The 22,227-nt window shown below is 62.5% G+C and carries 22 protein-coding genes; 11 read left to right on the top strand and 11 right to left on the bottom strand.

Translation table 11 applies throughout. From position 1 onward, the window contains the following. Nucleotides 1–78: 78 nt before the first annotated feature. The 4 genes from V7714_RS18830 (at nucleotide 79) to V7714_RS18815 (ending at nucleotide 3,030) form a co-directional block, all read left to right on the top strand. Entirely contained in the window at nucleotides 79–474 is a 396-nt protein-coding gene (locus V7714_RS18830) for a GNAT family N-acetyltransferase (RefSeq protein ID WP_335711104.1), read from the top strand. A gap of 29 nt (nucleotides 475–503) precedes the next feature. After that, nucleotides 504–1,118: a pyridoxamine 5'-phosphate oxidase family protein gene (locus V7714_RS18825; RefSeq protein WP_335711103.1), complete on the top strand. Its 615-nt coding sequence runs from the start codon at nucleotides 504–506 to the stop codon at nucleotides 1,116–1,118. A gap of 25 nt (nucleotides 1,119–1,143) precedes the next feature. After that, the gene (locus V7714_RS18820; RefSeq protein WP_335711102.1) at nucleotides 1,144–1,791 is read left to right on the top strand and encodes an FMN-binding negative transcriptional regulator; all 648 of its coding nucleotides are present in this window, start codon (nucleotides 1,144–1,146) and stop codon (nucleotides 1,789–1,791) included. A gap of 180 nt (nucleotides 1,792–1,971) precedes the next feature. Next, nucleotides 1,972–3,030 carry a CaiB/BaiF CoA transferase family protein gene (locus V7714_RS18815; RefSeq protein ID WP_335711101.1) on the top strand — a complete coding sequence of 353 codons (1,059 nt, stop codon included), beginning with the start codon at nucleotides 1,972–1,974 and terminating at the stop codon, nucleotides 3,028–3,030. Nucleotides 3,031–3,143: 113 nt separating this feature from the next. Here the strand turns inward: V7714_RS18815 and V7714_RS18810 are convergent, their stop codons facing one another. The 6 genes from V7714_RS18810 to V7714_RS18785 form a co-directional block, all read right to left on the bottom strand. After that, nucleotides 3,144–4,718 (bottom strand): S8 family serine peptidase, encoded by a 1,575-nt coding sequence (locus tag V7714_RS18810; protein WP_335711100.1) that lies wholly within the window; start codon nucleotides 4,716–4,718, stop codon nucleotides 3,144–3,146. Nucleotides 4,719–5,139: 421 nt separating this feature from the next. Beyond that, a complete protein-coding gene (locus V7714_RS18805) occupies nucleotides 5,140–5,871 on the bottom strand; it encodes a 2OG-Fe(II) oxygenase (protein ID WP_335711099.1) in 732 nt (243 codons plus the stop codon). A 51-nt stretch (nucleotides 5,872–5,922) separates the two neighbouring features. Beyond that, a complete protein-coding gene (locus V7714_RS18800; protein WP_335711098.1) occupies nucleotides 5,923–6,456 on the bottom strand; it encodes a glutathione peroxidase in 534 nt (177 codons plus the stop codon). A gap of 89 nt (nucleotides 6,457–6,545) precedes the next feature. Next, on the bottom strand, nucleotides 6,546–7,295 hold the full coding sequence (locus tag V7714_RS18795; protein ID WP_335711097.1) for an IclR family transcriptional regulator: 750 nt from the start codon (nucleotides 7,293–7,295) through the stop codon (nucleotides 6,546–6,548). Further along, the gene (locus V7714_RS18790; protein ID WP_335711096.1) at nucleotides 7,292–8,182 is read right to left on the bottom strand and encodes a DMT family transporter; all 891 of its coding nucleotides are present in this window, start codon (nucleotides 8,180–8,182) and stop codon (nucleotides 7,292–7,294) included. Before V7714_RS18790 ends, V7714_RS18795 begins: the two co-directional genes overlap by 4 nt. Nucleotides 8,183–8,283: 101 nt before the next feature. Further along, nucleotides 8,284–8,406, bottom strand: coding sequence for a hypothetical protein (locus V7714_RS18785; RefSeq protein ID WP_335711095.1), 123 nt, complete (start codon nucleotides 8,404–8,406; stop codon nucleotides 8,284–8,286). Here V7714_RS18785 and V7714_RS18780 point away from each other — a divergent pair. From V7714_RS18780 to siaD, 7 genes are all read left to right on the top strand, one after another. Beyond that, entirely contained in the window at nucleotides 8,405–9,583 is a 1,179-nt protein-coding gene (locus tag V7714_RS18780) for an acyl-CoA dehydrogenase (RefSeq protein ID WP_290333120.1), read from the top strand. The two genes, V7714_RS18785 and V7714_RS18780, sit on opposite strands and share 2 nt — an antisense overlap. Nucleotides 9,584–9,715: 132 nt before the next feature. Beyond that, nucleotides 9,716–10,858 carry a CaiB/BaiF CoA transferase family protein gene (locus V7714_RS18775; RefSeq protein ID WP_335711094.1) on the top strand — a complete coding sequence of 381 codons (1,143 nt, stop codon included), beginning with the start codon at nucleotides 9,716–9,718 and terminating at the stop codon, nucleotides 10,856–10,858. A 50-nt stretch (nucleotides 10,859–10,908) separates the two neighbouring features. Beyond that, nucleotides 10,909–12,258 (top strand): glutamine synthetase family protein, encoded by a 1,350-nt coding sequence (locus V7714_RS18770; RefSeq protein WP_284198311.1) that lies wholly within the window; start codon nucleotides 10,909–10,911, stop codon nucleotides 12,256–12,258. Nucleotides 12,259–12,413: 155 nt separating this feature from the next. Further along, a complete protein-coding gene (gene siaA / locus V7714_RS18765) occupies nucleotides 12,414–14,399 on the top strand; it encodes a biofilm regulation protein phosphatase SiaA (RefSeq protein WP_335711093.1) in 1,986 nt (661 codons plus the stop codon). A gap of 26 nt (nucleotides 14,400–14,425) precedes the next feature. Further along, nucleotides 14,426–14,968 carry a biofilm regulation protein kinase SiaB gene (gene siaB, locus V7714_RS18760; protein WP_335711092.1) on the top strand — a complete coding sequence of 181 codons (543 nt, stop codon included), beginning with the start codon at nucleotides 14,426–14,428 and terminating at the stop codon, nucleotides 14,966–14,968. 22 nt (nucleotides 14,969–14,990) lie between these two features. Beyond that, nucleotides 14,991–15,365: a biofilm regulation phosphoprotein SiaC gene (gene siaC, locus V7714_RS18755; RefSeq protein ID WP_335711091.1), complete on the top strand. Its 375-nt coding sequence runs from the start codon at nucleotides 14,991–14,993 to the stop codon at nucleotides 15,363–15,365. Between the two features lie 14 nt (nucleotides 15,366–15,379). After that, a complete protein-coding gene (gene siaD, locus V7714_RS18750) occupies nucleotides 15,380–16,168 on the top strand; it encodes a biofilm regulation diguanylate cyclase SiaD (protein ID WP_335711090.1) in 789 nt (262 codons plus the stop codon). Nucleotides 16,169–16,289: 121 nt separating this feature from the next. On the opposite strand, the gene V7714_RS18745 is transcribed toward siaD, so the two are convergent. The 5 genes from V7714_RS18745 to dnaJ all read right to left on the bottom strand — a co-directional run bounded on the left by V7714_RS18745 (nucleotide 16,290) and on the right by dnaJ (nucleotide 22,215). Beyond that, nucleotides 16,290–16,922: a response regulator transcription factor gene (locus V7714_RS18745; protein WP_335711089.1), complete on the bottom strand. Its 633-nt coding sequence runs from the start codon at nucleotides 16,920–16,922 to the stop codon at nucleotides 16,290–16,292. 4 nt (nucleotides 16,923–16,926) lie between these two features. Further along, nucleotides 16,927–18,042, bottom strand: a complete 1,116-nt coding sequence (locus V7714_RS18740) for a sensor histidine kinase (protein ID WP_335711088.1) — start codon at nucleotides 18,040–18,042, stop codon at nucleotides 16,927–16,929. A 26-nt stretch (nucleotides 18,043–18,068) separates the two neighbouring features. Next, nucleotides 18,069–19,886 carry a CIA30 family protein gene (locus V7714_RS18735; RefSeq protein ID WP_335711087.1) on the bottom strand — a complete coding sequence of 606 codons (1,818 nt, stop codon included), beginning with the start codon at nucleotides 19,884–19,886 and terminating at the stop codon, nucleotides 18,069–18,071. A gap of 449 nt (nucleotides 19,887–20,335) precedes the next feature. Next, nucleotides 20,336–20,875 (bottom strand): outer membrane beta-barrel protein, encoded by a 540-nt coding sequence (locus tag V7714_RS18730; protein WP_335711086.1) that lies wholly within the window; start codon nucleotides 20,873–20,875, stop codon nucleotides 20,336–20,338. 215 nt (nucleotides 20,876–21,090) lie between these two features. Continuing rightward, a complete protein-coding gene (gene dnaJ / locus V7714_RS18725) occupies nucleotides 21,091–22,215 on the bottom strand; it encodes a molecular chaperone DnaJ (protein ID WP_290333108.1) in 1,125 nt (374 codons plus the stop codon). Nucleotides 22,216–22,227 lie beyond the last annotated feature (12 nt).

Raw genomic sequence — 22,227 nt, 5'->3', positions numbered from 1 at the left:
GCACCTTTAAAGGAACCAATATAGCTTTACGCTTGGCTGCTATCCCGTCAACACCCCAAAAGCCAGCAAGGAAACTCCATGCGCATTGCCCTTAACCAGCCTGTACGGCCAGACCAACTGTCTGATCTCTATCGCCGCGCTGGCCTGGCACGCCCCATCGACGATCAGGCCCGCCTGGCGCGCATGCTGGAGCATGCCAATCTACTGGTCACCGCCTGGGAGGGTGAGCAGCTGATCGGTGCAGCACGCTGTTTCTGCGACTACGGCTGGGTTTGCTATCTGTCCGATCTGGCCGTGGATGCCAGCCTGCAGCACCAGGGCCTGGGGCGTGCGCTGGTGGCCGCCGTGCAGGCAGAGATAGGCAGCGAGTGCCAATTGGTGCTGCTGTCAGCACCAACGGCCATGGATTACTACCCCAGGCTGGGATTTCAACAGGCCAGCCATGCCTTCTATATCCCCCGCCCCGCCCACTGAAACCGATACGCGCCGACACGGAACTAGCCATGAGCCATTACACGCCAACCGACCTGACCCGCGTACGCCGCATTGCCCAAAGGGCCAGCTATGACCAAGCCACTGTGCATGCCATCGTGGACCATGCCTGGATCTGCCACATCGCCTTCAGCCTGGATGGCCAGTCGCACTGCATTCCCACCGCACACTGGCGGGTGGACGAGGCCATCCATATCCACGGCAGCAATGGCAGCCGCCTGTTAAGGGCGCTGGCCACCGGCATCCCTGCCTGCGTCTGCATCACCCACCTGGACGGCCTGGTGCTGGCGCGCTCGGCATTCCACCATTCCATGAACTATCGCTCCGCCATGGTGTATGGTCGGTTTGCGCCCCTGCCGGCAGCAGAGCGTAGCGCTTCGCTGGATGCCTTCATGGACAAGCTGGAGCCCGGCCGCCGAGCCCAGGTACGCATGCCCGACGCCAACGAACTGGCCGCCACCACCGTGCTGGCACTGCCCATCATCGAGGCCGTCGCCAAGATACGGCAAGGGCCGCCCGAAGACGATGAAGCGGATCTGTCGCTGCCGGTCTGGGCTGGCGTGTGGCCGCTCGAGACCCGTTTGGGCGAACCCATCCCCCACCATGCCAGTACCGCACTGGCCTGATACCAACTTTGCAGGGAAGCCCACCATGTACCAACCCAACCACTTCCGCGAAACACGGGCCGAACCGTTGCAGTCGTTGATCGCCAGCTACCCGCTGGCCACCGTGGTCGTCAACCTGGAATCCGGTCTGGAAATCAACCTGCTGCCCATGTTGCTGGACGCCGCAGCAGGCGAGCACGGTACCTTGCTGGGCCATGTCGCCAGCGGCAACCCGCTGGCGCAACTGGATGGACTCCCGGCCACCGTATTGTTCCATGGCCCTGACGCCTATATCTCGCCCAACTGGTATCCCAGCAAGCAGCAGCATGGCAAAGCCGTACCTACCTGGAACTTTGCCGTGGTGCAGGCACGCGGGCGTATTCGGACCTATCGCGATCCCGCCCGTCTCACCGCCCTGCTGACCCGCCTGACCGATCAATTCGAGGCCAGCCAAGCCAAGCCCTGGCAGGTCAGCGATGTAAAGGCCGACTTCCTGGCACAGATGCACAAGGCCATCGTGGGTATAGACATCGTGCTTGACAGCCTGGAGGGCAAGTTCAAGCTCAGCCAGAACCGATCGCCGGCTGATTTTGCTGGCACCCTGCAGGGCCTGCGCGCCACCGGCAAGGCCGGCGACGCCACCCTGGCCGACTGGATGGCGGAAGCTGATCCAGCCCGCAGCGCCAGGCAGTAAGCACCGCTCAGCGCCGCCAGAAGCATCTGGCGCAGGGGTACCGCCCTGCCGGGCGCAGCAGACCGCACCACGATGCAGACGGCCCTGTGCTAGCTGCGCCCAGCCCTGGCCGGCATGCAAACAAGCGTTTCCACCAAGCACTTGCTATGCTCCACAGCAACAATTAGGGAGACATACCATATGGCCTTACCCCTCGCCGGCCTGACCGTGCTGGATTTTTCGCCGCTGCTGCCCGGCCCCTTTGCCACCCGCATGCTGGCCGACCTGGGCGCCCAGATCACCCGTATCGAATCCCCCAGCCGACCCGATCTGGTCAGGCATACACCGCCCTTTGTGCATGGTGTGTCCACCGCCCATGCCTACCTCAATCGGCACAAGCAGAGCCTGAGCCTGGATCTGAAATCACCCGCCGCGCTGGCTCAGGTGCTGGCGCTGGTCGCTACCGCCGATGTCTTGGTCGAGCAGTTCCGCCCCGGTGTCATGAGCCGCCTGGGGCTGGGCTATGAGGCACTGGCCACCGTGAACCCCAGGCTGGTGTACTGCTCCATTACCGGTTATGGCCAGACTGGCCCACTACGTGACCGGGCGGGCCACGATATCAACTACCTTGCCCTGGCGGGCATTGCCGCAGGCTCAGGCCGCCAAGCCGATGGCCCCCCGCCGCTGGGCATACAGGTGGCCGACGTCGCCGGCGGCTCATTGCATGCCGTGATCGGCATCCTGGCAGCCTTGCACCAGCGTGAACACGATGGCCAGGGCCAGCATGTCGATATCGCCATGACCGACTGCGCGTTTCATCTCAACGCCCTAGCCGCTGCCGGCCAGTTGGGGGCGGGCGAGGACACGCCGGCCGAGGCTGGGCTGCTGAACGGTGGCAGCCACTACGACTACTACCGTTGCCGCGATGGCCGCTGGCTGGCGGTGGGCAGCCTGGAACCCGTCTTTCTGGAAGCCTTGTGCCAGGCGCTGGGAGAGCCGGACTTGCTGGTGCGATTCCGCCAGGCGCCCGTGGCCGCCAAGCAGGCTTTGGCACAGCATATTGCGGCACAGGACTTTGCCCACTGGCGTGCCGTGTTTGCTGCGGTAGACGCCTGCGTGGAACCCGTGCTGACCCTGCCCGAAGCCCTGGCCAGCGAACTGGCCCAGGCCCGAGGCTGGACCGTGACCGTGGAGACCGAAGCCGGCCCCATCAGGCAACCCGCCATGCCCATCCGCTTTTCACGTAGCGACAGGCGATAGGCACCTGCACAGCCCTCCCCAACCATGACTTGGGTTCATAGCGAGAGCAAAAAAACGGGCAGCCTAAGCTGCCCGTTTCCACGGTCCCAGTTGCCTGGGTAGCCACCCAGGGTTTAGTTACCGCAGCCCTTGTTGTTGATGCGATCGTAAGCTGCCTTGGCTTGCACCAAGCCATGGCCATACTTGTCATCACGGCCTGCCGTGCCCAGGTCCAATGCACTACGCTCGAGCGAGCTACGCACCTTGGCAGCGGTACAGTGGGGGAAGTAGCTCCACACCAAAGCCGCCACGGCCGCCACATGCGGTGTTGCCATGGAGGTACCGCTCATAGTGCCATAGTTGGTGACTGCCACGCCCACGGTCGTGTTTAGACCCAGTTTCGCCTTCAGTGCTGCACCATCCACATCGGTGGTCGATACCGAAGGAATGGTGGTGACCGCCCCACCCAGGGTGCCGTTGAAGCTACCCGGCGCGTTGTTGTACACAATGGCACCCAGGCCGCCGCTGGTCTGGCAGTTACCCACCTTTACCGCAAAGCTCACGCTGCCGCGGGCGATCAGGCAGATCTTGCCTGCAACAGCCGCATCCACCTTGTCGCCCAGGCCAAAATCGGCCAGTGCCGCCGTAGCGGTGATCTTGGGTGTACCTGTCATCTCATTCGCCGCATAGGCCGTATCGGCCACCGACAGCACCGACTCGCTACCGGTGCCCATAGGCACCGTAGACAGCACATCAACGCCAGGGCCGGCAATGGAAACCTGCTTGTTGTACTGCGAGAAGGGAGCCCAGGCCTTGTTCTCGTCCACCGCCGCCACCGACATCACGCTGGGGTAGGAGGCCGGATAGGACAGCGAGGTGTCGCCATCGTTACCGGCAGCGGCCACCAGCAGGATGCCGCCAACATGGAGCTTATCGAAAGCCCGTTCTTCGGAGAGGCTACGGCCAGCGCCGCCCAGCGACATGGAGATCACGTTGGCGCCCATGGTCTTGCACTTGTTGGCGGCCGTAATCAGGGTGGAGGAGTAAGCCCAGCCATCGGCGTCAAATACCTTGACGATATGCAGGCGCAGGCGCTTGTTGGGATTCACACCCACCACACCCTTGCCGCTGTTGTTGACGGCGGCGATGGTACCGGCGACATGCGTGCCGTGGCCGTTCTCATCGGTGTACCACCAGCGGGTATTGTTGTCGAACTCGCCCGCCACGGTGTTGCCAGTCAGGTCTTCGTGGTCGCGGTTATAGCCAGAATCGATGATGCAGACCTTGCGGTTGCTGGTCAGCGAGTCCCCACCGGCCAACAGGTCGGCCTGCACCTGCTTGATGCCGTAAGGCACCTTCTGGCCGCTCAGGTAGGGGTTGCCAGTCGATGGGGAGGACAGCGCCATCGTGTGACGGCGCAGGTCTTCTTCGACATATTCCACATTGGGGTTGTTGCGCAGCGCGGCGACTGCGTTGACAGGGACTTCAACTGCCATGGCACGGGTGCCGGCAATCTTCAGCTTAACCTGACCCCGTGCTGCCAGCACGGCGGTCTCGGCTTGCAGTGCGGCATTCACGCCCGACTTGTAGGCCACGATAACGCGGACATTCTCGGCAGCCGAGGCGCTGGCCATACCGACGACAGCAGTAGCAAGACCCAGGCTGACAGCGCGGCTGAGTCGGGACATCTTGAAACAGGACTTCTCCATACAGCGAATCTCCCCTATTGAGATTTGGATTGAAGCCGGTCGGCACGGCAATCCGCATGGGCTCGGTAGACGGTACCGAAGGCGCTGCGCCTGCAATGATCCTGACTGGCTGGCCATCAAGTGACGGCGAGTTCATGGTGATCGAAGCGCAGCGCAACAAGCAAGCAAAGGGGGTTGGATTTTCGTGTAGGGAAAACTTTAAAGATGGGTCATACCTACCAGTTCTGACATAAGGGATAACCCCAATCAGCCAGCAATACCGGTCTTATGCAGCAGTCGGCCTTAGGCTGTCGCCAGCTTGATACGGGGCATTTCCCTTCGCCCGAAATGCGTTGTGTATTTGTCACAAAAATTGATCAAACACCGCAAGCAAGCACGCCATACCCTTGATGAATATAGCCAAATCGGGTAAGCAAGCCTATCAACCCTGGCCGTATAGTTGTTCTGCCCGATTGAACAATATCCAGCTGGTCAGAATGTATTTGTCACCAGAGACCGGCGTGCAGCCGCGGTGGGTGTGGGTGAAATAGGCCGGTGCAATCACCATGCGGCCGCGCCGCGGTGCAATGGCCTTGTCCTGATAGTAGAACTCGGTCTGCCCGCCCTCGGTCACGTCGTTGAGATAGAACATAAACAGCAAGGTGCGGTGTAGCGGCTCATTGGCCGGTAGTTGCGGATAGACCTCGCAATGCCAGTAGTTGTAGTTACCCTCGCCAGCCCGGTACTTCTGCGCCTGTATTGGCCCCAGGCGGTACAGGCTACGCATCAACGCGTCGGTCTGCCCGGCAGCCAGCTCGGCATAGTTCTCGTGCGTCAGCGCTACCGGCGCCCCCGTGACCGGATCGGCCAGGGTCAAGGCCACCGGGGCGATCAGGGCAAAATGATATTTACGGAAATACTCGGCGGCATAGTGGCTGGTCACCTGGCTGACCTGCTGCAGGAAGCGCTGGTACTGCGGGTGCTGGTTGAGGTGCAGATCAGTACTGTGCTTCTTGCTGATATCCACCCCGGCACCGGTGCGGCCAGCCACCGTATGGGGGCTGGCCTCGAAGGCCTCGATCAGCTCAGCGCAGAACTCGGCGCTCAGGGCGTCGTCGTATATCTCGATAAAGTCGGGCATGGCGTGGGCAGGCATGGATGGCAGGGCCGCCATGGTAAACAGTTTGGCCTGCGGTCCGCCAATCCACCCGCGCCCGCCCCCTGGCTACTGCAACATGGGTTTGAGCTTGGCCATCACCTCAGCGGCATCAGGCTCGGTACGGGTGGAGAAGGGGTAGACCGTCTTGCCATCCGGCGCAATCAGGTATTTCTGGAAGTTCCACTTGGGCGCCTGCCCGCTGGCTTGTGCCAATGCCTTGAAGAAAGGGTTGGCCGTCTCACCCGTCACGCTGCTGGCCTCCGCCATGGGAAACTCGATGAAATAGGTGAGCTTGCAGAAATCGGCGATCTGCTTGTTGTCCGCCAGCTCCTGCTTGAAGTCGTTGGAGGGAAAGCCCACCACCGTCAAACCCTGCGCCTTGTACTGCTTATACATGGCCTCGAGCTTCTCGAACTGGGGCGTGTAGCCGCACTTGCTGGCGGTATTCACCACCAGGATGGGCTTGCCCGCCAGGCTGCACAGATCGAGCGGCTTGCCCTGCAGGGTCTTGAATTCGTGCTTGAGCAAAGCCGGGCAGTCGGCTGCATACAGGGCAGGTGCTGCCAGCAGGGCAATGAGTGCGGTGAGTCTACGCAGCATGGTACGGCCTCCACAGTGAACAGTGGCGTGACCATATCCCCGCCACCAGCCAAGGTCAATCAAGGTGTTTTGCCCATATGGCGTCCAGGCTAGACAGAAAGCTGTGCTGCCAGCCTGACTACCTGGGGCGCAATCTCCTCGGCCCAGCGTGCCGGCGTCAGCCGGTAGGCCGGGCCGCTGCAATTGATGGCCATGGCCGGCGCGCTACCGGCGATGGGCACGGCCACGGCATGGATGTCGGGCTCAAACTCACCGTAAGAGGCGCAGAAGCCAGTCTCGCCGTAAGTAGTTTGCGCAGCGTGCAGCCGCGCCGCCACCTCAGGCCAGCGACCACCGTACTCGTCGGCCAGCAGGCAAGTCACTTCCTGCCGCTCCGCCGGCGCCAGCGCCATGTATAGCGCCCTGCCTATGGCGGTGGTCGCCAGTGGCACGGTAGAACCCACCTCCAGCCTGATCCCCACCCTGGTCAGTGCCCGGCAGGTTTCGACATAGACCACCCGGGTTCCCTGCCGCACGCCCAGCGTGACGGACAAGCCGGTCTCTTCCGACAGGCGCCGCATGGGCTCGCGCGCGCGTTCTCGCAGGTCCAACCCCGATAAGGCCGCAAAACCCAGGGTCAGCACGGCGGGTGCCGGGCGATACTTGCCTGATTCGTCCTGGCTCAGGTAACCGAGCTTGCACAGGGTGTAGGTCAGCCGCGAAACCGTCGATTTCGGCAAGCCACAGCGTTGCGCCAGCTCGGTATTACCCAGCGCACGGTCGCCGGCCTGGTAGGCCGCCAGTACATCCAGGCCGCGCGCCAGCGCGGTGACAAACAATCGGTCCTGATCCTCGTTCACGTCGCTCTACCCTTGGGTTCGATGATCACCAGCGCAATACCGGCAACCAGCAGGCCTGCACCCAGCCAGAACACCAGCGCGGGCACCTCATTGAAAAACACATAGCCCAATGCCGGGCTGAACAGCAGCAGTGAGAAGCTACCCGCCTCCACGGCCGAGGCATCGCCCGCGCGGTAGGCATGGAAGTACGCCAGATAGATGCCCGAGGCAGACAGGGCAACCAGCGGCAGCAACCACCACAGATCCCACGGCACCGTGGGCAGGCTGAAGCCGGTGAACAGGCCAAAAGTCAGCCAGCAGGCCACCTGGCTCCAGGTCAGCACCGCGATGGCCTTTTCGTCGGCCGAGTATTTTTTCAGCACCACCCCCAGCATGGATTCCATGAATGCCCCCAGCAGTGCCACCAGGGCCGCCAGCCGGAAAGCATCAACCCCTGGCTGCAGTATCACCAGCACACCACAGAAGCCGACCCCGACACCCAGCCAGCGCAGCCCATGGGGCTTCTCCCCCAGCAGCATCACACCCAGCGGCAGCATGAACAGCGAGCCGGTCATCAGATAAGCGCTCGCCTCGGCCAGTGGCAGATGCGCGACCGCCCAGGCAGCACACCAGGCCGAGGTGACGATAAACAGCGCGCGTATCAGATGCAGCCGTGGATTGCGGGTGGCCATGGCGCGCCCACGCGTCAGGATGGCCAAGGGCAGCAATAGCAGCAGCACCAGGGTGGCTTGCAGAAACAACACCTGCTTGGGTGCCAGCCCCCGGCTCATCAACTGCTTGTTGCAGCTATCGAGTACGGCCCAGCACAGCATGCCCAGTATCACCAGCAGCACCCCACGGGTATTGCCACTGAGCGCATCCCAGCGATTCTTAAGGCTTTTCTGCATCCGTGCTTTCTGATTTCGGCTCGCCGCCCGACTTTACACCCCGTCCGGCAAACGGTATTCTGTTTCGCATGGTGAAATTATGTTCCGCAATGCGGAACAACTCAAGTTTTGCGTGATACGGCCAAGGTGTCGTCCTGGCCGGTGGCATTCAGGTGCAGCAGGCCTGCCAGGACCGCCTCACCGTATCGGGCAAACCCAGCAACGCAGTAGATGGAGACAGACATGGCCAAGCCGCACTTTCAATGGGACGACGCACTCTTGCTGGATGAACAGCTGACCGACGACGAGCGCATGATTCGCGACGCAGCACGCGATTACTGCCAGGGCCGCTTGCAGCCCCGCGTTTTGGAAGCCAACCGGCACGAGCGTTTCGACCGCGAGATCATGACTGAGCTGGGCGAACTGGGTTTCCTGGGTTCCACCATTGAGGGTTACGGCTGCGCCGGCGTCAGCCATGTGGCCTATGGCCTGGTTGCGCGTGAAGTCGAGCGTGTCGATAGCGGGTACCGCTCGGCCATGAGCGTGCAAAGCTCGCTGGTGATGTACCCCATCTATGCCTACGGCACCGAAGAACAGAAGCAGAAGTACCTGCCCAAGCTGGCAACCGGCGAATGGGTGGGCTGCTTTGGCCTGACCGAACCCAACCATGGCTCCGACCCCGGCAGCATGATTACCCGCGCCCGCTCGGTTGATGGCGGCTACTCGCTGTCTGGCGCCAAGATGTGGATCACCAACTCGCCCATTGCCGATGTGTTCGTGGTGTGGGCCAAGACCGACGACGGCGAGATTCGTGGCTTTGTGCTGGACAAGGGCATGAAGGGCCTGTCCGCCCCCAAGATAGAAGGCAAGTTCTCGCTGCGCGCCTCCATCACCGGCGAAATCGTGATGGATGAGGTTTTCGTGCCGGAAGCCAACCTGCTGCCCAATGTGCGTGGCCTCAAGGGTCCGTTCGGCTGCCTCAACAAGGCCCGTTACGGCATCGCCTGGGGCGCCATGGGTGCCGCCGAGTTCTGCTGGCACGCTTCCCGCCAGTACACCCTGGATCGCAAGCAGTTTGGCCGCCCCCTGGCAGCCACCCAGCTGATGCAGCTGAAGCTGGCCAACTTCCAGACCGAGATCACCCTGGGCCTGCAAGCCGCCCTGCGTGTGGGCCGCCTGATGGACGAAGGCCGCGCAGCACCCGAGATGATCTCGCTGATCAAGCGCAACAACTGCGGCAAGGCGCTGGAAATCGCCCGCATCAGCCGTGACATGCACGGCGGCAACGGCATCAGCGACGAGTTCCATGTCATCCGCCATGTGATGAACCTGGAGGCCGTCAACACCTACGAAGGCACCCATGATGTGCACGCCCTGATCCTGGGCCGTGCCCAGACCGGCATCGCCGCCTTCGGCAGCTAAGTCCCCTCCTTCCCCGGCCTGCGCAAGCGCGCCGGGGATCAGTTTGCAATCGCATCTACCCGGTGCGACGCCGGGCAGGCGGGCCTGTTTATACGATAGGCCCGGCCTGCCCTCGTTATATAAAGGGCAGCCATGTCTGCACTACAGCATCTCCGCATCCTCGACCTCTCCCGCGTCCTGGCTGGTCCCTGGGCCACTCAGCAACTGGCCGATATGGGCGCCGAGGTCATCAAGATAGAAAAGCCCGACGGCGGCGACGACACCCGCGGCTGGGGGCCACCTTTCCTCAAGGACAGCGAAGGCCAGCCTACCCGCGAGTCGGCCTATTACCTGTGCGCCAACCGGGGCAAAAAATCGGTCGCCATCGACATGGCCAGCCCAGAGGGCCAGGCCCGACTGCGCGAACTAGTGAAAGACTGCGATGTGGTGGTGGAGAACTTCAAGGTCGGCGGTCTGAAGAAATATGGCCTGGACTACGACAGCCTGGCTGCCATCAAGCCCGACCTGGTGTATTGCTCCATCACTGGCTTCGGCCAGCAGGGGCCGCGCGCAGACCAGGCTGGCTACGATTTCATGATCCAGGGCCTGGGCGGGCTGATGAGCATCACCGGCGACCCGCAGGGCGAGCCGCAGAAAGTGGGCGTGGCCGTCACCGACCTGTTCACCGGCATGTATGCCACCGTCGCCATACTGGCGGCCCTGGCCCACCGTGACCGCACTGGCATCGGCCAGCATATCGACCTGGCGCTGTTCGACTGCCAGTTGGCCATGCTGGCCAATGTGGCCAGCAACTATCTGGTCGGCAATGTACAGCCCCCCCGCTACGGCAATGCTCACGCCAATATCGTGCCTTACCAGGCGTTCGCCGCCAGTGACGGCCACGTTATCGTCGCCGTGGGCAACGATGGCCAGTTCGGCCGCTTTGCCGAGCTGTGCGGCCATGCCGAGTGGGCGCAAGACGCCCGTTTTGCCACCAACAAGGCACGGGTGGAAAACCGCCAGATACTGGTACCGATGATCAGTGACGCCCTGGCCACCCAGCCACGCAGCCACTGGATCAGCGGGATGGAAAGCCTGGGCATACCCGGCGGCCCCATCAACACCATACCCGAGGCACTGGCCGAGCCACAGGCGCTGGCCCGTGGCGCCGTGGTGGAGATTCCCCATCCTGCAGGCAGCGTCAAGATGGTGGCCAATCCCATCAAATTTTCCAAGACACCGATCTGCTATGACACCCCGCCGCCCACCCTGGGCGAGCACACGGCGGCATATTGAGACTGGGCCGGGGCCACACCGGCCGGCCAGCAAGAAAACAAGGAATACCCATGAGCACAAACGACAAGATCAGTGAATTTCTCGACCAGCATGGCATACGCGAGGTGGAGTGCCTGGTGCCCGACATCAACGGCGTACCGCGTGGCAAGGGACTGCCGGCCAAGGCATTTGCCAGCGGTGCCGAGCTGCGACTGTGTCGTGCCGTGGCCATACATACAGTGACGGGCGAGTGGGCGGACTACCAGTACTCTGGCGAAGGCGACCCGGACATGAAGCTGGAGCCGGTGCTGGACACCCTCAAGCCTGTGCCCTGGGCCAGCCGCCCCCGTGCGCTATGCATACACGATTGCGTCGACCTCGATGGCACCCCTACCCCCATCGCCCCCCGCACGGTATTGAAGAACGTGCTGGCACGCTACCAGCAGCACGGCTGGTCGCCCGTGGTGGCGCCCGAGTTGGAGTTTTACCTGCTGGCCGCCGGCAACACCCCGGAGGCGCCATTCCAGCCATTTTCCGGCCCGCGTGGCCGGGCCGAGATCGGCAACCAGGGCTTTACCCTGGGCGGCCTGAATGATCTGGCCGCATTCTGGGATGAGGTCTACGCCGCCCTGGAGACGCTGGATGTTCCTGCCGACACCTTTGTGCATGAGCTAGGCCCGGCCCAGTACGAAATCAACCTGTTGCACGGCAATGCCCTGCAGCTGGCCGACCAGACCCTGCTGTTCAAATACGCGCTGCGCGAGATCGGCTTCAAGCACGGCCTGCAGGTGGTATTCATGGCCAAGCCGCTGGCGGGCGAGCCCGGCAGCTCCATGCATATCCATCAAAGCGTGGTGGATGCCCATGGCAACAATATCTTCAGCGCGGCCGATGGCCAGCCCACCGAGCTGTTCTACCAGTTCATCGCCGGCCAGCAGCAAGGCATACCCGAGCTGATGCCGCTGTTCTGCCCGCATGTCAACAGCTACCGCCGCTTTGCCAAGCACATGGCTGCACCGGTGAACCTGAGCTGGGGCTACGACAACCGTACCGTGGGTATACGCATTCCCCGCTCCGGTGCCGCCGCCCGCCGGGTGGAAAACCGCATTCCCGGCTGCGACGCCAACCCCTATCTGGCACTGGCCGCCAGCCTGGCCTGCGGCCTGCATGGCATAGAGCAGCAGCTCAAGCCCACCGCCGAAGCCGAAGGCACGGTATTCAACCAGGAAGGCGAGACCGGCCCCAGCCTGCCCCGCACGCTGGACAGTGCGCTGGAGCGCATGGGCCAGAGCAAGCTGGCGCGCGAGTGGCTGGGCGCCGAGTTTGTCGACAGCTATATTGCAGTCAAGGAGACCGAGATGGCCAGCTTCTGGCACGAGGTCACGCCGTGGGAGCGTCGCTACTTGGGCAATCTGGTCTGATAGCCCACATTTGGCTGACAAGGCGCCCCCAGGGGCGCCTTTGTTTTGCGCACACGGTATATAAAACAGACAGCGCTCGCCGTCACGATTGATCGGCGCAGCTTGGCACGGCACAATCAGACCGACGCCCGGACTAGGGTAAAACAGGGATCGCTATGGCAGCGCTGGGCTTACGTGGTAAATCCTTGCTGGCACTCGTGCTGGCCTGTCTCATCGCCCTGATACCTGCCGTGCTGATCGGTTGGCAGCTGGTCGACAATATCCGCAATCACTTCGGGCTGGCCTATGCCCGCAACTTCACCCAGCTGAACCAGCAGAAGATACTGGCCCCCGTCTCGCGCGAGCTGGCACTGTCTGTGCGCCTGGCCGATTCCGAAGTCACCCGCCAATGGCTGCAGGACGAGACCGATCCAGCCAAATCCGCCCTGTTCTTCCGTGAGGCCGAGGGCTACCGCCGGGATTTTCGTGATCACTCCTATTTCGTGATCAGCAATGGCAGCCGCCGCTACTTCCTCAACGAGGCCGGCAAGCCCGCCAGTACCGAACCGCGCTACACCCTGGACCCTGCCGACAGCAACGACGCCTGGTTCTTCAATACCATGCGCAGCACTGCGCCCTACAATATCAATATCAACCACGACCATAAACTCAAAGTCACCCGGGTATGGTTCAACGTGGTGGTGAGCGACGGTGACCGCAAGCTGGGCCTGGCGGGTACAGGCCTGGACCTGAGCAATTTCCTGCGCGACTTTATCGTCAGTGGTGAAAAGGGCGTTACGCCCATGATTCTGGACAGGCGCGGCGCCATCCAGGCCCACCCCGATGAGACGCTGATTGCCCTCAATTCCGGCACCCAGCAAACCGGCGGCGGCAGCACCCTGTTCCGCCTGCTGAGGCCCGATGACGAGAACGCGGTCCGCCAGACCATGCAGGCCGCCGAGGCACAGCCCAATGGCGTACATACCACCTGGGTCAGCCTGGCGGGCAAGCAGCAGTTGCTGGCCATAGCCTATCTGCCCGAGCTGCAATGGCATGTGGCCACGGCCGTCGATCTGCATACCGCGAAAGTGCTGGATGCCGGCTGGCTAGCGCCGGCCGCCATTGCCCTGGGCGTGCTGCTGGTGGCCCTGCTGCTGGGCTTTGGCTACGCCGCCGAGCATCTGGTGCTCAAGCCCTTGCGGCGTCTCCACCAATCCGCTCGCGCCATTGCAGCTGGCGAATACGACGTCGCCCTGCCCCATGGCAGCCAGGACGAGATCGGCGAACTGAGCCGTGCTTTCGGCATCATGGCCGACAAGGTACGCAGCCATACCACCGAGCTGGAGAGCCGGGTGCGTGAACGTACCCAGGCACTGGAGCGGGCCAACCGGGAAATGGTGGCCGCCCACAAGAAGATAGACGACTCCATCGACTACGCCAGCCTGATACAGCGTGCCATCCTGCCCAACCGGCAGCTGGTGAGCGCCTTGGGTGAACGCCATGCCGTGCTATGGCGCCCGCGTGATGTGGTAGGCGGTGATTTCTATGTCTACCGCGCCGCCGACGATGCCTGTCTGTTCGGGGTGGTCGACTGCGCCGGCCACGGCGTGCCCGGTGCCTTGATGACCATGCTGGGCCACGCCGCCATAGACCAGGCCATACTGGATGCAGGCCTGGACGACCCGGCCGGCATACTGAGCCGGGCCGACCAGATCATCCGCAGCATGTTGCGGGACGAGCCGGAGCGGCAGGCCCTGGCCACCAATATGGATGTCGGCCTGGCCTATGTGGATCTGAAGCAGCGGCAGGTGACGTTTGCCGGGGCCAAGATTGCGCTCTATTTCAGCGATGGCGATGTAGTCGACGAGCTGCCCGGCGCCCGGCGTGCCATCGGTGACAAGCGGGTAGGCCATTACAGCAACGAGCATGTGCCTCTGCTGCCTGGCCGCACCTTCTACCTGAGCACAGACGGCTTCCTGGACCAAGCCGGCGGCGAGCTGGGGTTTGGCTTTGGTACCAGCCGTTTTGCCGAGATGCTGGCCCGCCATGCCCGCCTGCCACTGGCGGAGCAGGGCGAAGCATTCGCTGCTACCCTGGCAGCCTATCAAGGTGAGCACGCCCAACGCGACGACATCACCATGCTGTGTTTCCGTTTTGACTGATTCCGCTACCTGACCCTGGAGCCATAATGGAACCGTTCGATCTCTTCAGCATGCGGGAGGCCTACAACCGGCAGCAGATCATGCTCTGCTTCAACGGCCCCATCTCGCGCAGCCTGATCGAGGAAATAGGCAACGCATTGCGCAACTACCTGGAAGCCGATCACGCCCACCCATCCGCCGCCATGGATGTGTTTGCCGTCTATATCGAAATGACGCAGAACATCCGCCATTACGCCACACTCAAAGGCTGGCAGGAGCAGGAAGCCGCCGCTACCGTGGTCATCGCCCGCGATGAGGCAGGCCGTTATGTGGTGTCGGCTGGCAATATGGTGGAAGCAGCCGACGGTGCCGGCTTGCTGGCCAAGGTGGAGTCGCTGGCCGGGCTGGACAAGATCCAGCTCAAGGCCATTTACAAGGAACAATTGCGCAAGCCACGCGATGGCGGCGCAGCCACTGGCGCAGGCCTGGGCCTGATCGACATCGCCCGCAAGGCCAGCGAGCCGCTGCTCGCATCCATGCGGCCATTGAACGACGATAGGGCTTTCATCAGCCTGCGCGCCGTTATCTGAATACCCAGCAAGAGCCAAGACCATGAGTGATTTTTCCATCCCACGCAGCCAGTCCACTCCCGCCATACAGGGCAACTGGAGCGAGGGTGTGCTGTCCATGCAGGGTGACTCCTACCCGGAGAACTCCTACGAACTGTTCCACCAGGTTTTCGAGTGGGTAGAGCGCTTCCTGCAGGATGCCGGCCGCCCCCTGACGCTGGAACTGCACCTGCTCTATCTCAATACCAGCAGCATCAAGGCCATGATGGATATCTTCGACCTGCTGGAAGTAGCCCACCATGCCGGCCAACCGGTGGCGGTAAACTGGCATTACGACAAGCGCAACGAGCGGGTGGCCGATCTGGCCGAGGAATTCAAGGAAGACTGTACCTTCCCCTTTGCCATCGTAGGATTCTAAGGCGGCCACATCCGATGACACGCGATCAACGCGATCTGGACGAGCTGGTCAAGCGCCTACTGGCCGACCCCGCCAACAGCGACCACCCCATGCACTATGCACTTAGCCAGCTATGGCTGGCGCATCGTGAGCTGCTCAACCGCATAGAGCGCATTACCCATGTCTCCGACGCCTACCAGAGCATTGCCCGGGAGCGGGAGATGAGCCTGGCAGAACGCTTCGACAAGCAGCTGCGGCAACTGGAGAAAGTCGCCCGTATCTCCGACCGCTACCAGCAGATGATGCGCGAACTCAATATTGCGCTGGAAGAAGCCTCCACCCACGACGTGCTGACCGCCCTGGCCAACCGCCGCCTGCTGATGGAAAGGCTCAAGGCCGAGACGGAGCGCGCAGGCCGCCTGCAGCACGCATTCTGCGTCGCCATGGTGGACATCGACCACTTCAAGCAGGTCAACGACCAGCATGGCCACGACACGGGCGACCGGGTGCTGATCGAGATTGCACGTGTCATGCAGGCTGAAGTGCGCGAGTACGATCTTTGCGGACGCTGGGGGGGTGAGGAGTTTCTGATCTTGCTGCCCGAGCTTGATCTGGCTTCTGCCCAGGTGGTGGTAGAGCGCGTGCGCCTGGGCATACGCAAGCTGGCCATACGCCAGGGTACTGAAGCACTCACCATTACCGTCAGCGCCGGCTTGGCTGCCCACCTGCCGGGTGAGAGCTATTCCGACACAATCAACCGCGCCGACGCCGCCCTGCTACGCGCCAAACAGCATGGCCGCGACTGCCTGGTGCTGGCCAGTTAGCGCGCCCGCATGGCGTTGCTGAGTAGGTGGCTTCCGGCTGCACTGATGTGTAACGCCGGGGGCCTCTTGGCACCTGCCCAGTCCCGCGTCACCAAGACTGCCTTGTATCCATAGCAGGCTTTCAGAGCCACCCCTTGTCCCGCGCCAATCTGGCCGCCTCCACCCGGTTGGCCGCCCCCAGCTTGCCTATGGCCTCAGACAGATAGTTGCGCACCGTCCCCTCCGATAGGTGGATCAAACCCGCTATCTCGGCCGATGATTTACCCTCGCCGGCCCAACGCAGCACTTGCCGTTCCCGATCGGTCAGCGGGTCATCGCCATCCCAGCCAGCCATGGCCAGCTCAGGGTCTATCGCCCTGCCGCCGCTCGCCACCCGCCGTATGGCGGATGCCAGTTGCTCGCTGGGCGCATCCTTCAACAGGTAGCCCCCCACACCGGCAGCCATGGCCCGCCGCAGATAGCCGGCCCGGCCAAAGGTGGTCACGATCACCACCCGGGTGGGCAGCCGCAGGGTCTTGACCTGCTGCGCCAGTTCCAGTCCCGTCATCAGTGGCATCTCGATATCCGTCAGCAGGATATCGGGCTGCAGGCTTTCGACCAGCGCCAGCGCAGCGCGGCCATCACCCGCCTCGGCGATCACCGCCAGGTCGGGCTCCAGCCCCAGCAGTGCCGCCAACGCGCCGCGCACCAGCGCCTGATCTTCAGCCAACACGATACGCAGCTTGCTCACATCCACCCCCAACTGGTCTCTCACATCATCAACTGGTCGTTGCCAGCGGCACACTGGCCCGCAAGCACATACCGGGCTGCAGCATAGACCAGTCCAACTGCCCGCCCACCGCCAGCAATCGCTCACGCATACCGGCCAAGCCATTGCCAGGCACGATATCGCGCTGGCTTCTGCCGTCGTCCTCTACCTGCAGCACCAGTTGGCTGGCGTTGATCGCCACCGCTATCCTGGCCTTGCTGGCACCCGCGTGGCGCACGATATTGGTACTGGCTTCCAGCACTGCCTGCGCCAATGCATGCTCACTGGCTGGGCTCAGGCTGGGCAGGCTGGCGATGGCCAGCTCGGTCTTGAGACCTGCCGCACGCAGCATGGTATCCGCCGCCTGGGTGGCATCCAGCAATCCCACGCTGCGCAGGCCGACAATGGCCTGGCGCACCTCGGAAAGTGCCGAACGGGCTACTTCCGCCACCTCCCGCATCTCGCCACTGGCCCGTGCCGGCTCGGTTGCCACCAGCTTGTGCGACAGTTCGGCCTTGATGGCGATCAGGCTGAGGGTGTGGCCCAGTAGGTCATGCAGGTCACGGGCAATACGCTCGCGCTCCGCCAGCTGTGCCAGCCGCTCTATCTCCTCGTCCTTCTGCGCGATGGTCCGGCGAGAAGCCCGGCCGGCGCGCGCCCCCAGGGTGCCAAACCCCACCCCCAGCAACACGGCCGAGAGCACGCCGTAATACACCCCGCCCATATCATGCCAGCTGAGGTAGGCAAACGACGCCACCGTCGTGACGATGATCATGGCAGCCGCCTCCCGCATGCTTGCCCTAATAGCGGGGAAACCGGCATAGATGAACAAGGTATGGGCAAACGGGTTGTAGGGAAACAGCGCCACCCCCAGCAGGAAGATCAGCGCACTACAGAGCCACAGTCGCGGGCCGGTGGCGTAGAAACTCCCGAAGTGCAGCGGCAGGAAAGCCCCTATCGCCAGCGCCGTCGCCAGCCAGCCCTCACTCTGCATGCGCTGCAGCGGCAGGAACAGAAAGGCCAGGTAGATCAGGCTGCCCCAGGGGCCATCAAAGAAACCTTCGGCTTCTGCATGGTCTTCCCTGGTCGCACTATCTCGCCCGCACTGCAATGGATTCGTCTTCATGTTCGCCTCCTTGAGTGCCATCCGCTTCAATTGGGGATCAAACCCACATCAGCCAGCTCGAACTGGAACGGCCCGGTGCGCATGGCCGCTACCAGCCCCAGCCAGGTCGTGGTCTTGGGATCAAAGCCCTTGAGGCTGGCCCACTCCAGTTTCACCTCGCGCCAGTCTGCCTCGGCCTTGAAGGTGGCCGCAGCGGGCTGATAGCCGCCAGCTTGCCAGAAGGCCTGCAATGCGTAGGTCGCACCATCGCCCCGCACCTTGAAGCGTATGCCCTTGGCAGCAGAAAGATCGGTAGGCGCAAAAGGCTGCTTGCCGGGATTGAACGCCACACCCGCCCATGGGTAGGCAAAGCCCGGCTTCAGTTCGCCATCCAGCTTGAGACTGACCTGGCCTGTTGGGCCGGTGCCCGCACTGAGCGCTACCTGCGATTTGCCGCTCATCACGCTATCGACGTTCTGCTGCCAGCTGCCGAAGGGCGCTGCCATCACCAGCTTGCCGGCATCACTGCTGAACAAGCCCAGCTTGCCATCCGCCGGCAGCGCCATCTGCGGGCGCATAGCCGCTTTCGCCGCAGCCTGCTGCAGCGCTAGCCGGCGCGCCTGCCGCAAGGGGCTGACCGCCGTACCAGCCTTCCAGACCTCCACAATATCGCGGGTGGCGCGGATATCCACGGTAGGGTCCCCCTTCACCAGCAGCAGATTGGCCTTCATCCCCTTGGCAATGCGGCCGCTGTCCTGCAGGCCGAAAGCCTTGGCAGGCACCGAAGTCGCAGCGGCCAGCGCTTCGCCAGCGCTCAGCCCTGCCTGGGTCAGCAGTTCCAGTTCACGATGCAGGCTGGCGCCATGCAGGGTCCCTGGGTTACCGGCATCGGTACCGGCCAGGATAGGCACACCGGCAGCCTTGAGCTTGCCCAGGCTGGCGCGCATCAGGGTATCGAGACGCGCACTGCGGTCAACCGGCCGCATCACCTGCTTCAGCACGCCTTGCTGGCCGGCATCCAGCATGTCGGCAATGGCGGCTTGCGCCAGCAGGCTGGAGCCGCCGGCACGTCCATAAACGCTTTCATTCACCGCGTAGGTAGGAATAATGAATACCTTCTTCTGCCTGGCCAGTTGCACAAAGGCATCGTCCACCTCGCTATCGGTAAACTGGTGCACCAGGCCGTCTGCCCCTGCTGCCACGGCATCCTTGGCCGCAGCCTGGGTGGACACATGCACCACGGCCAGTTTGCCGCGGCTATGGGTGGCCTTGATCGCCGCCGTCAGGGTGGGCAGGTCCAGGGTCGTGAAGTTGATGCCATAGTGCTTGCCGTCGTCGTAGACCAGCTTGATAAAGTCCGACCCTTCCGCCAGCCGCGCCTCGATAAACGCATCAGCATCTTCCGCCCGGTTCAGCGTGGGGATGGTAAAGCCGTACTCAGTCCCGTGGCCGCCCGGCGTGGTCACCAGCGTACCGGCGGTATAGAGATCGGCCTGATCCAACAGCTTGCCAGCCGCCATGCGGGCCTTGATGCTGCGTGCCATCTCCAGCGGCATAAACATATCCAGCTGGGTAGTGACTCCCAGCAGCAGCGGCAGCTCGTGGTTGGCATAGGCGTGCACATGGCTGTCCATCAAGCCGGGGAGCAGGGTACAGCCGTCGCAGCGCACCTCGGTGGCACCCGCCGGGGTAGCCCCCCGGAAATCTGCATCGGCAATCTTGCCGTCTGCCAGCAGCACATTGCGTTTGGGCAGGCGCTGGGTGCCGTCGAACACGGCCACATCGCGTATCAATACCGGTTCAGCCGCGTGGGCTGCGCCAGACAGGGCCAGGACACTGGCAACGACCAGGGGAAAAGCAGACATCGGTGACTCCTCTTTGTAGGCAACGTCGCCATTATTCGGCAGCTACCTTGCCCGCCCCAGTGTGCCCTGTCACCACTTGCAGCTGACAAATGTCACAAAGGCATGGGCTAAGAGCCTGTTCAAAGACTTTTCGCAGCGTCGCTGATCTGGAAAACGGCCATTCACTGCGTTGTGGCGCTTGGCAATAACTTGTTATTGCCTGCGCACCACGCCTTTTGCCTGGCCATTTTCCAGATCAGCCCTACGGGTTCGCAGCCTTGCCGGCGAAGGGCGGCGTTGCAAGCCGCTGACGGTACCGGTACCGCTGCGCGGCTTGCGCCTTGCCCTTCATCCGGCAAGGTTGCGAACGACGCGGCGAAAAGACTTTGAACAGGCTCTAAGCATGCTGTTTGCAACAGGCGTGAAAAAAGCACCCGCAGGTGCTTTTCTCTTAGCCTCGCCAGCCCAAATCAGAAGCGGTAGTCCGCGCCGAAGGTCAGGGTCGAGATGGCCACATCGTCCAGCTTGGCGTAACGGATGTACTCGCTACGCAGGCCGATGTTCTGGGTAACCGCATAGCGTACACCCAGGCCCAGCATAGCCCGGTTTTTGCTGTCAGATTCCACTTCGACTGACGAACCTTCGCGTATGGTGGTCTTGCCCTTGACATGCACCACGCCCACGCGGCCGAACAGTGCGAATTTGTCGGACAGCGGGTAGGAACCGACTGCCGTTGCTTCCACGGCACTCAGCTTATGGTTCACGTTCCAACTGCCGTACTGTTGATTGAGCTTGCTCAGGCTGCGATAGCTCAGTTCTGCTGCGATATGGTCATTGAATTGATAGCCACCTGTCAGCGCCCAGCTATCGTCATAGCGGTGTCCGCCGAAGTCGCCATCAGAAACGGCCAGCTTGGTGCGGCCCATGTCGGCCCCCACATAAAAACCATTGGCGAATGCCGGGGCAGCCAGCGCAGCGGACAAAGCGATCAGGGTAAATTGTTTCTTCACAGTTATGCCTCTTGTTTGCATAGGTATTAGCAGATGCCTGACGAGAACCAGCATCTACACCATTGCGTAAACCCGGCCCCGTCGGGGGCGGCGATTTTATCGCGCTGCAACAAATAGTCAAACGCAGCCAGCCTGAGGCTACCCTTGGCTGCTCCCAGAAAAGCAGATAGCCGCAATCTGCGGCTATCTGTGGGCACTGAACGCTTACGGGCAGATCAGTTGGAGAAGAAGTCCTTCACCTTGTCCATCCAGGAGTTGGCTCGTGGATTGTGCTTGGCGTCATCTTCCAGGCTGATGTTCTCGAACTCGCGCAGCAGCTCGCGCTGCCGCTCGGTCAGCTTGACCGGGGTCTCCACCACCACATGGCACATCAGGTCGCCGGTAATGGCGCTGCGCACGCCCTTGATACCCTTGCCACGCAAACGGAAGACCGCACCCGTCTGGGTCTCGGCCGGTATCTTGAGCTTGACCGCGCCATCCAGCGTGGGTATCTCGATCTCGCCGCCCAGTGCGGCAGTCGCAAAGCTGATTGGCATTTCGCAATGCAGATCGTTGCCTTCACGCTCGAATACGCCGTGAGCCTTGAGGTGGATGACCACATACAGGTCGCCCGGTGGGCCGCCGTTGACGCCAGGCTCACCCTCACCGCTCAGGCGGATACGATCGCCCTCATCCAGACCAGCCTGTATCTTCACGTTCAGGGTCTTGTAGGTCTTGACCCGTCCCTGGCCATTACAGGCACGGCATGGGTCGGGAATGACCTTACCGCTACCGTGACAGGTGGGGCAGGTCTGCTGCAGGCTGAAAAAGCCCTGCTGCACCCGTACCTGGCCATGGCCGCCGCACGTACCGCAGGTCTTGGCCTGGGTACCCGGCTTGGCGCCTGAGCCATGGCAGGTATCGCATTCCTCGTGCGAAGGAATCTTGATCTTGGTCTCGGTGCCGCGCGCGGCTTCCTCGAGGCTGATTTCAAGGTTGTAGCGCAAGTCGGAGCCACGATACACATTGGAGCGGCCACCACGGCCGCCGCCACCGAAGATATCGCCAAAGATGTCGCCAAAGGCATCGGCAAAACCACCGCCGCCAAAGCCACCACCACCCATGCCGGCCTGCGGGTCTACCCCGGCGTGGCCATACTGGTCATAGGCAGCCCGCTTCTGGCTGTCGGACAGTATCTCGTAGGCCTCCTTGGCCTCCTTGAACTTGTCTTCAGCATCCTTGCTGTCGGGATTGCGATCTGGGTGGTACTTCATCGCCAGCTTGCGATAGGACTTCTTGATGTCCTCATCGCTGGCGTCCCGGTTGACACCCAGAATCTCGTAAAAGTCTTTTTTTGCCATGATCAGATTTGC

Source organism: Chitinimonas sp. JJ19, assembly GCF_036961565.1.
In the GTDB taxonomy this organism is placed as follows: Bacteria; Pseudomonadota; Gammaproteobacteria; order Burkholderiales; family Chitinimonadaceae; genus Chitinimonas.
This window is presented reverse-complemented; position numbering and strand designations above follow the sequence as displayed.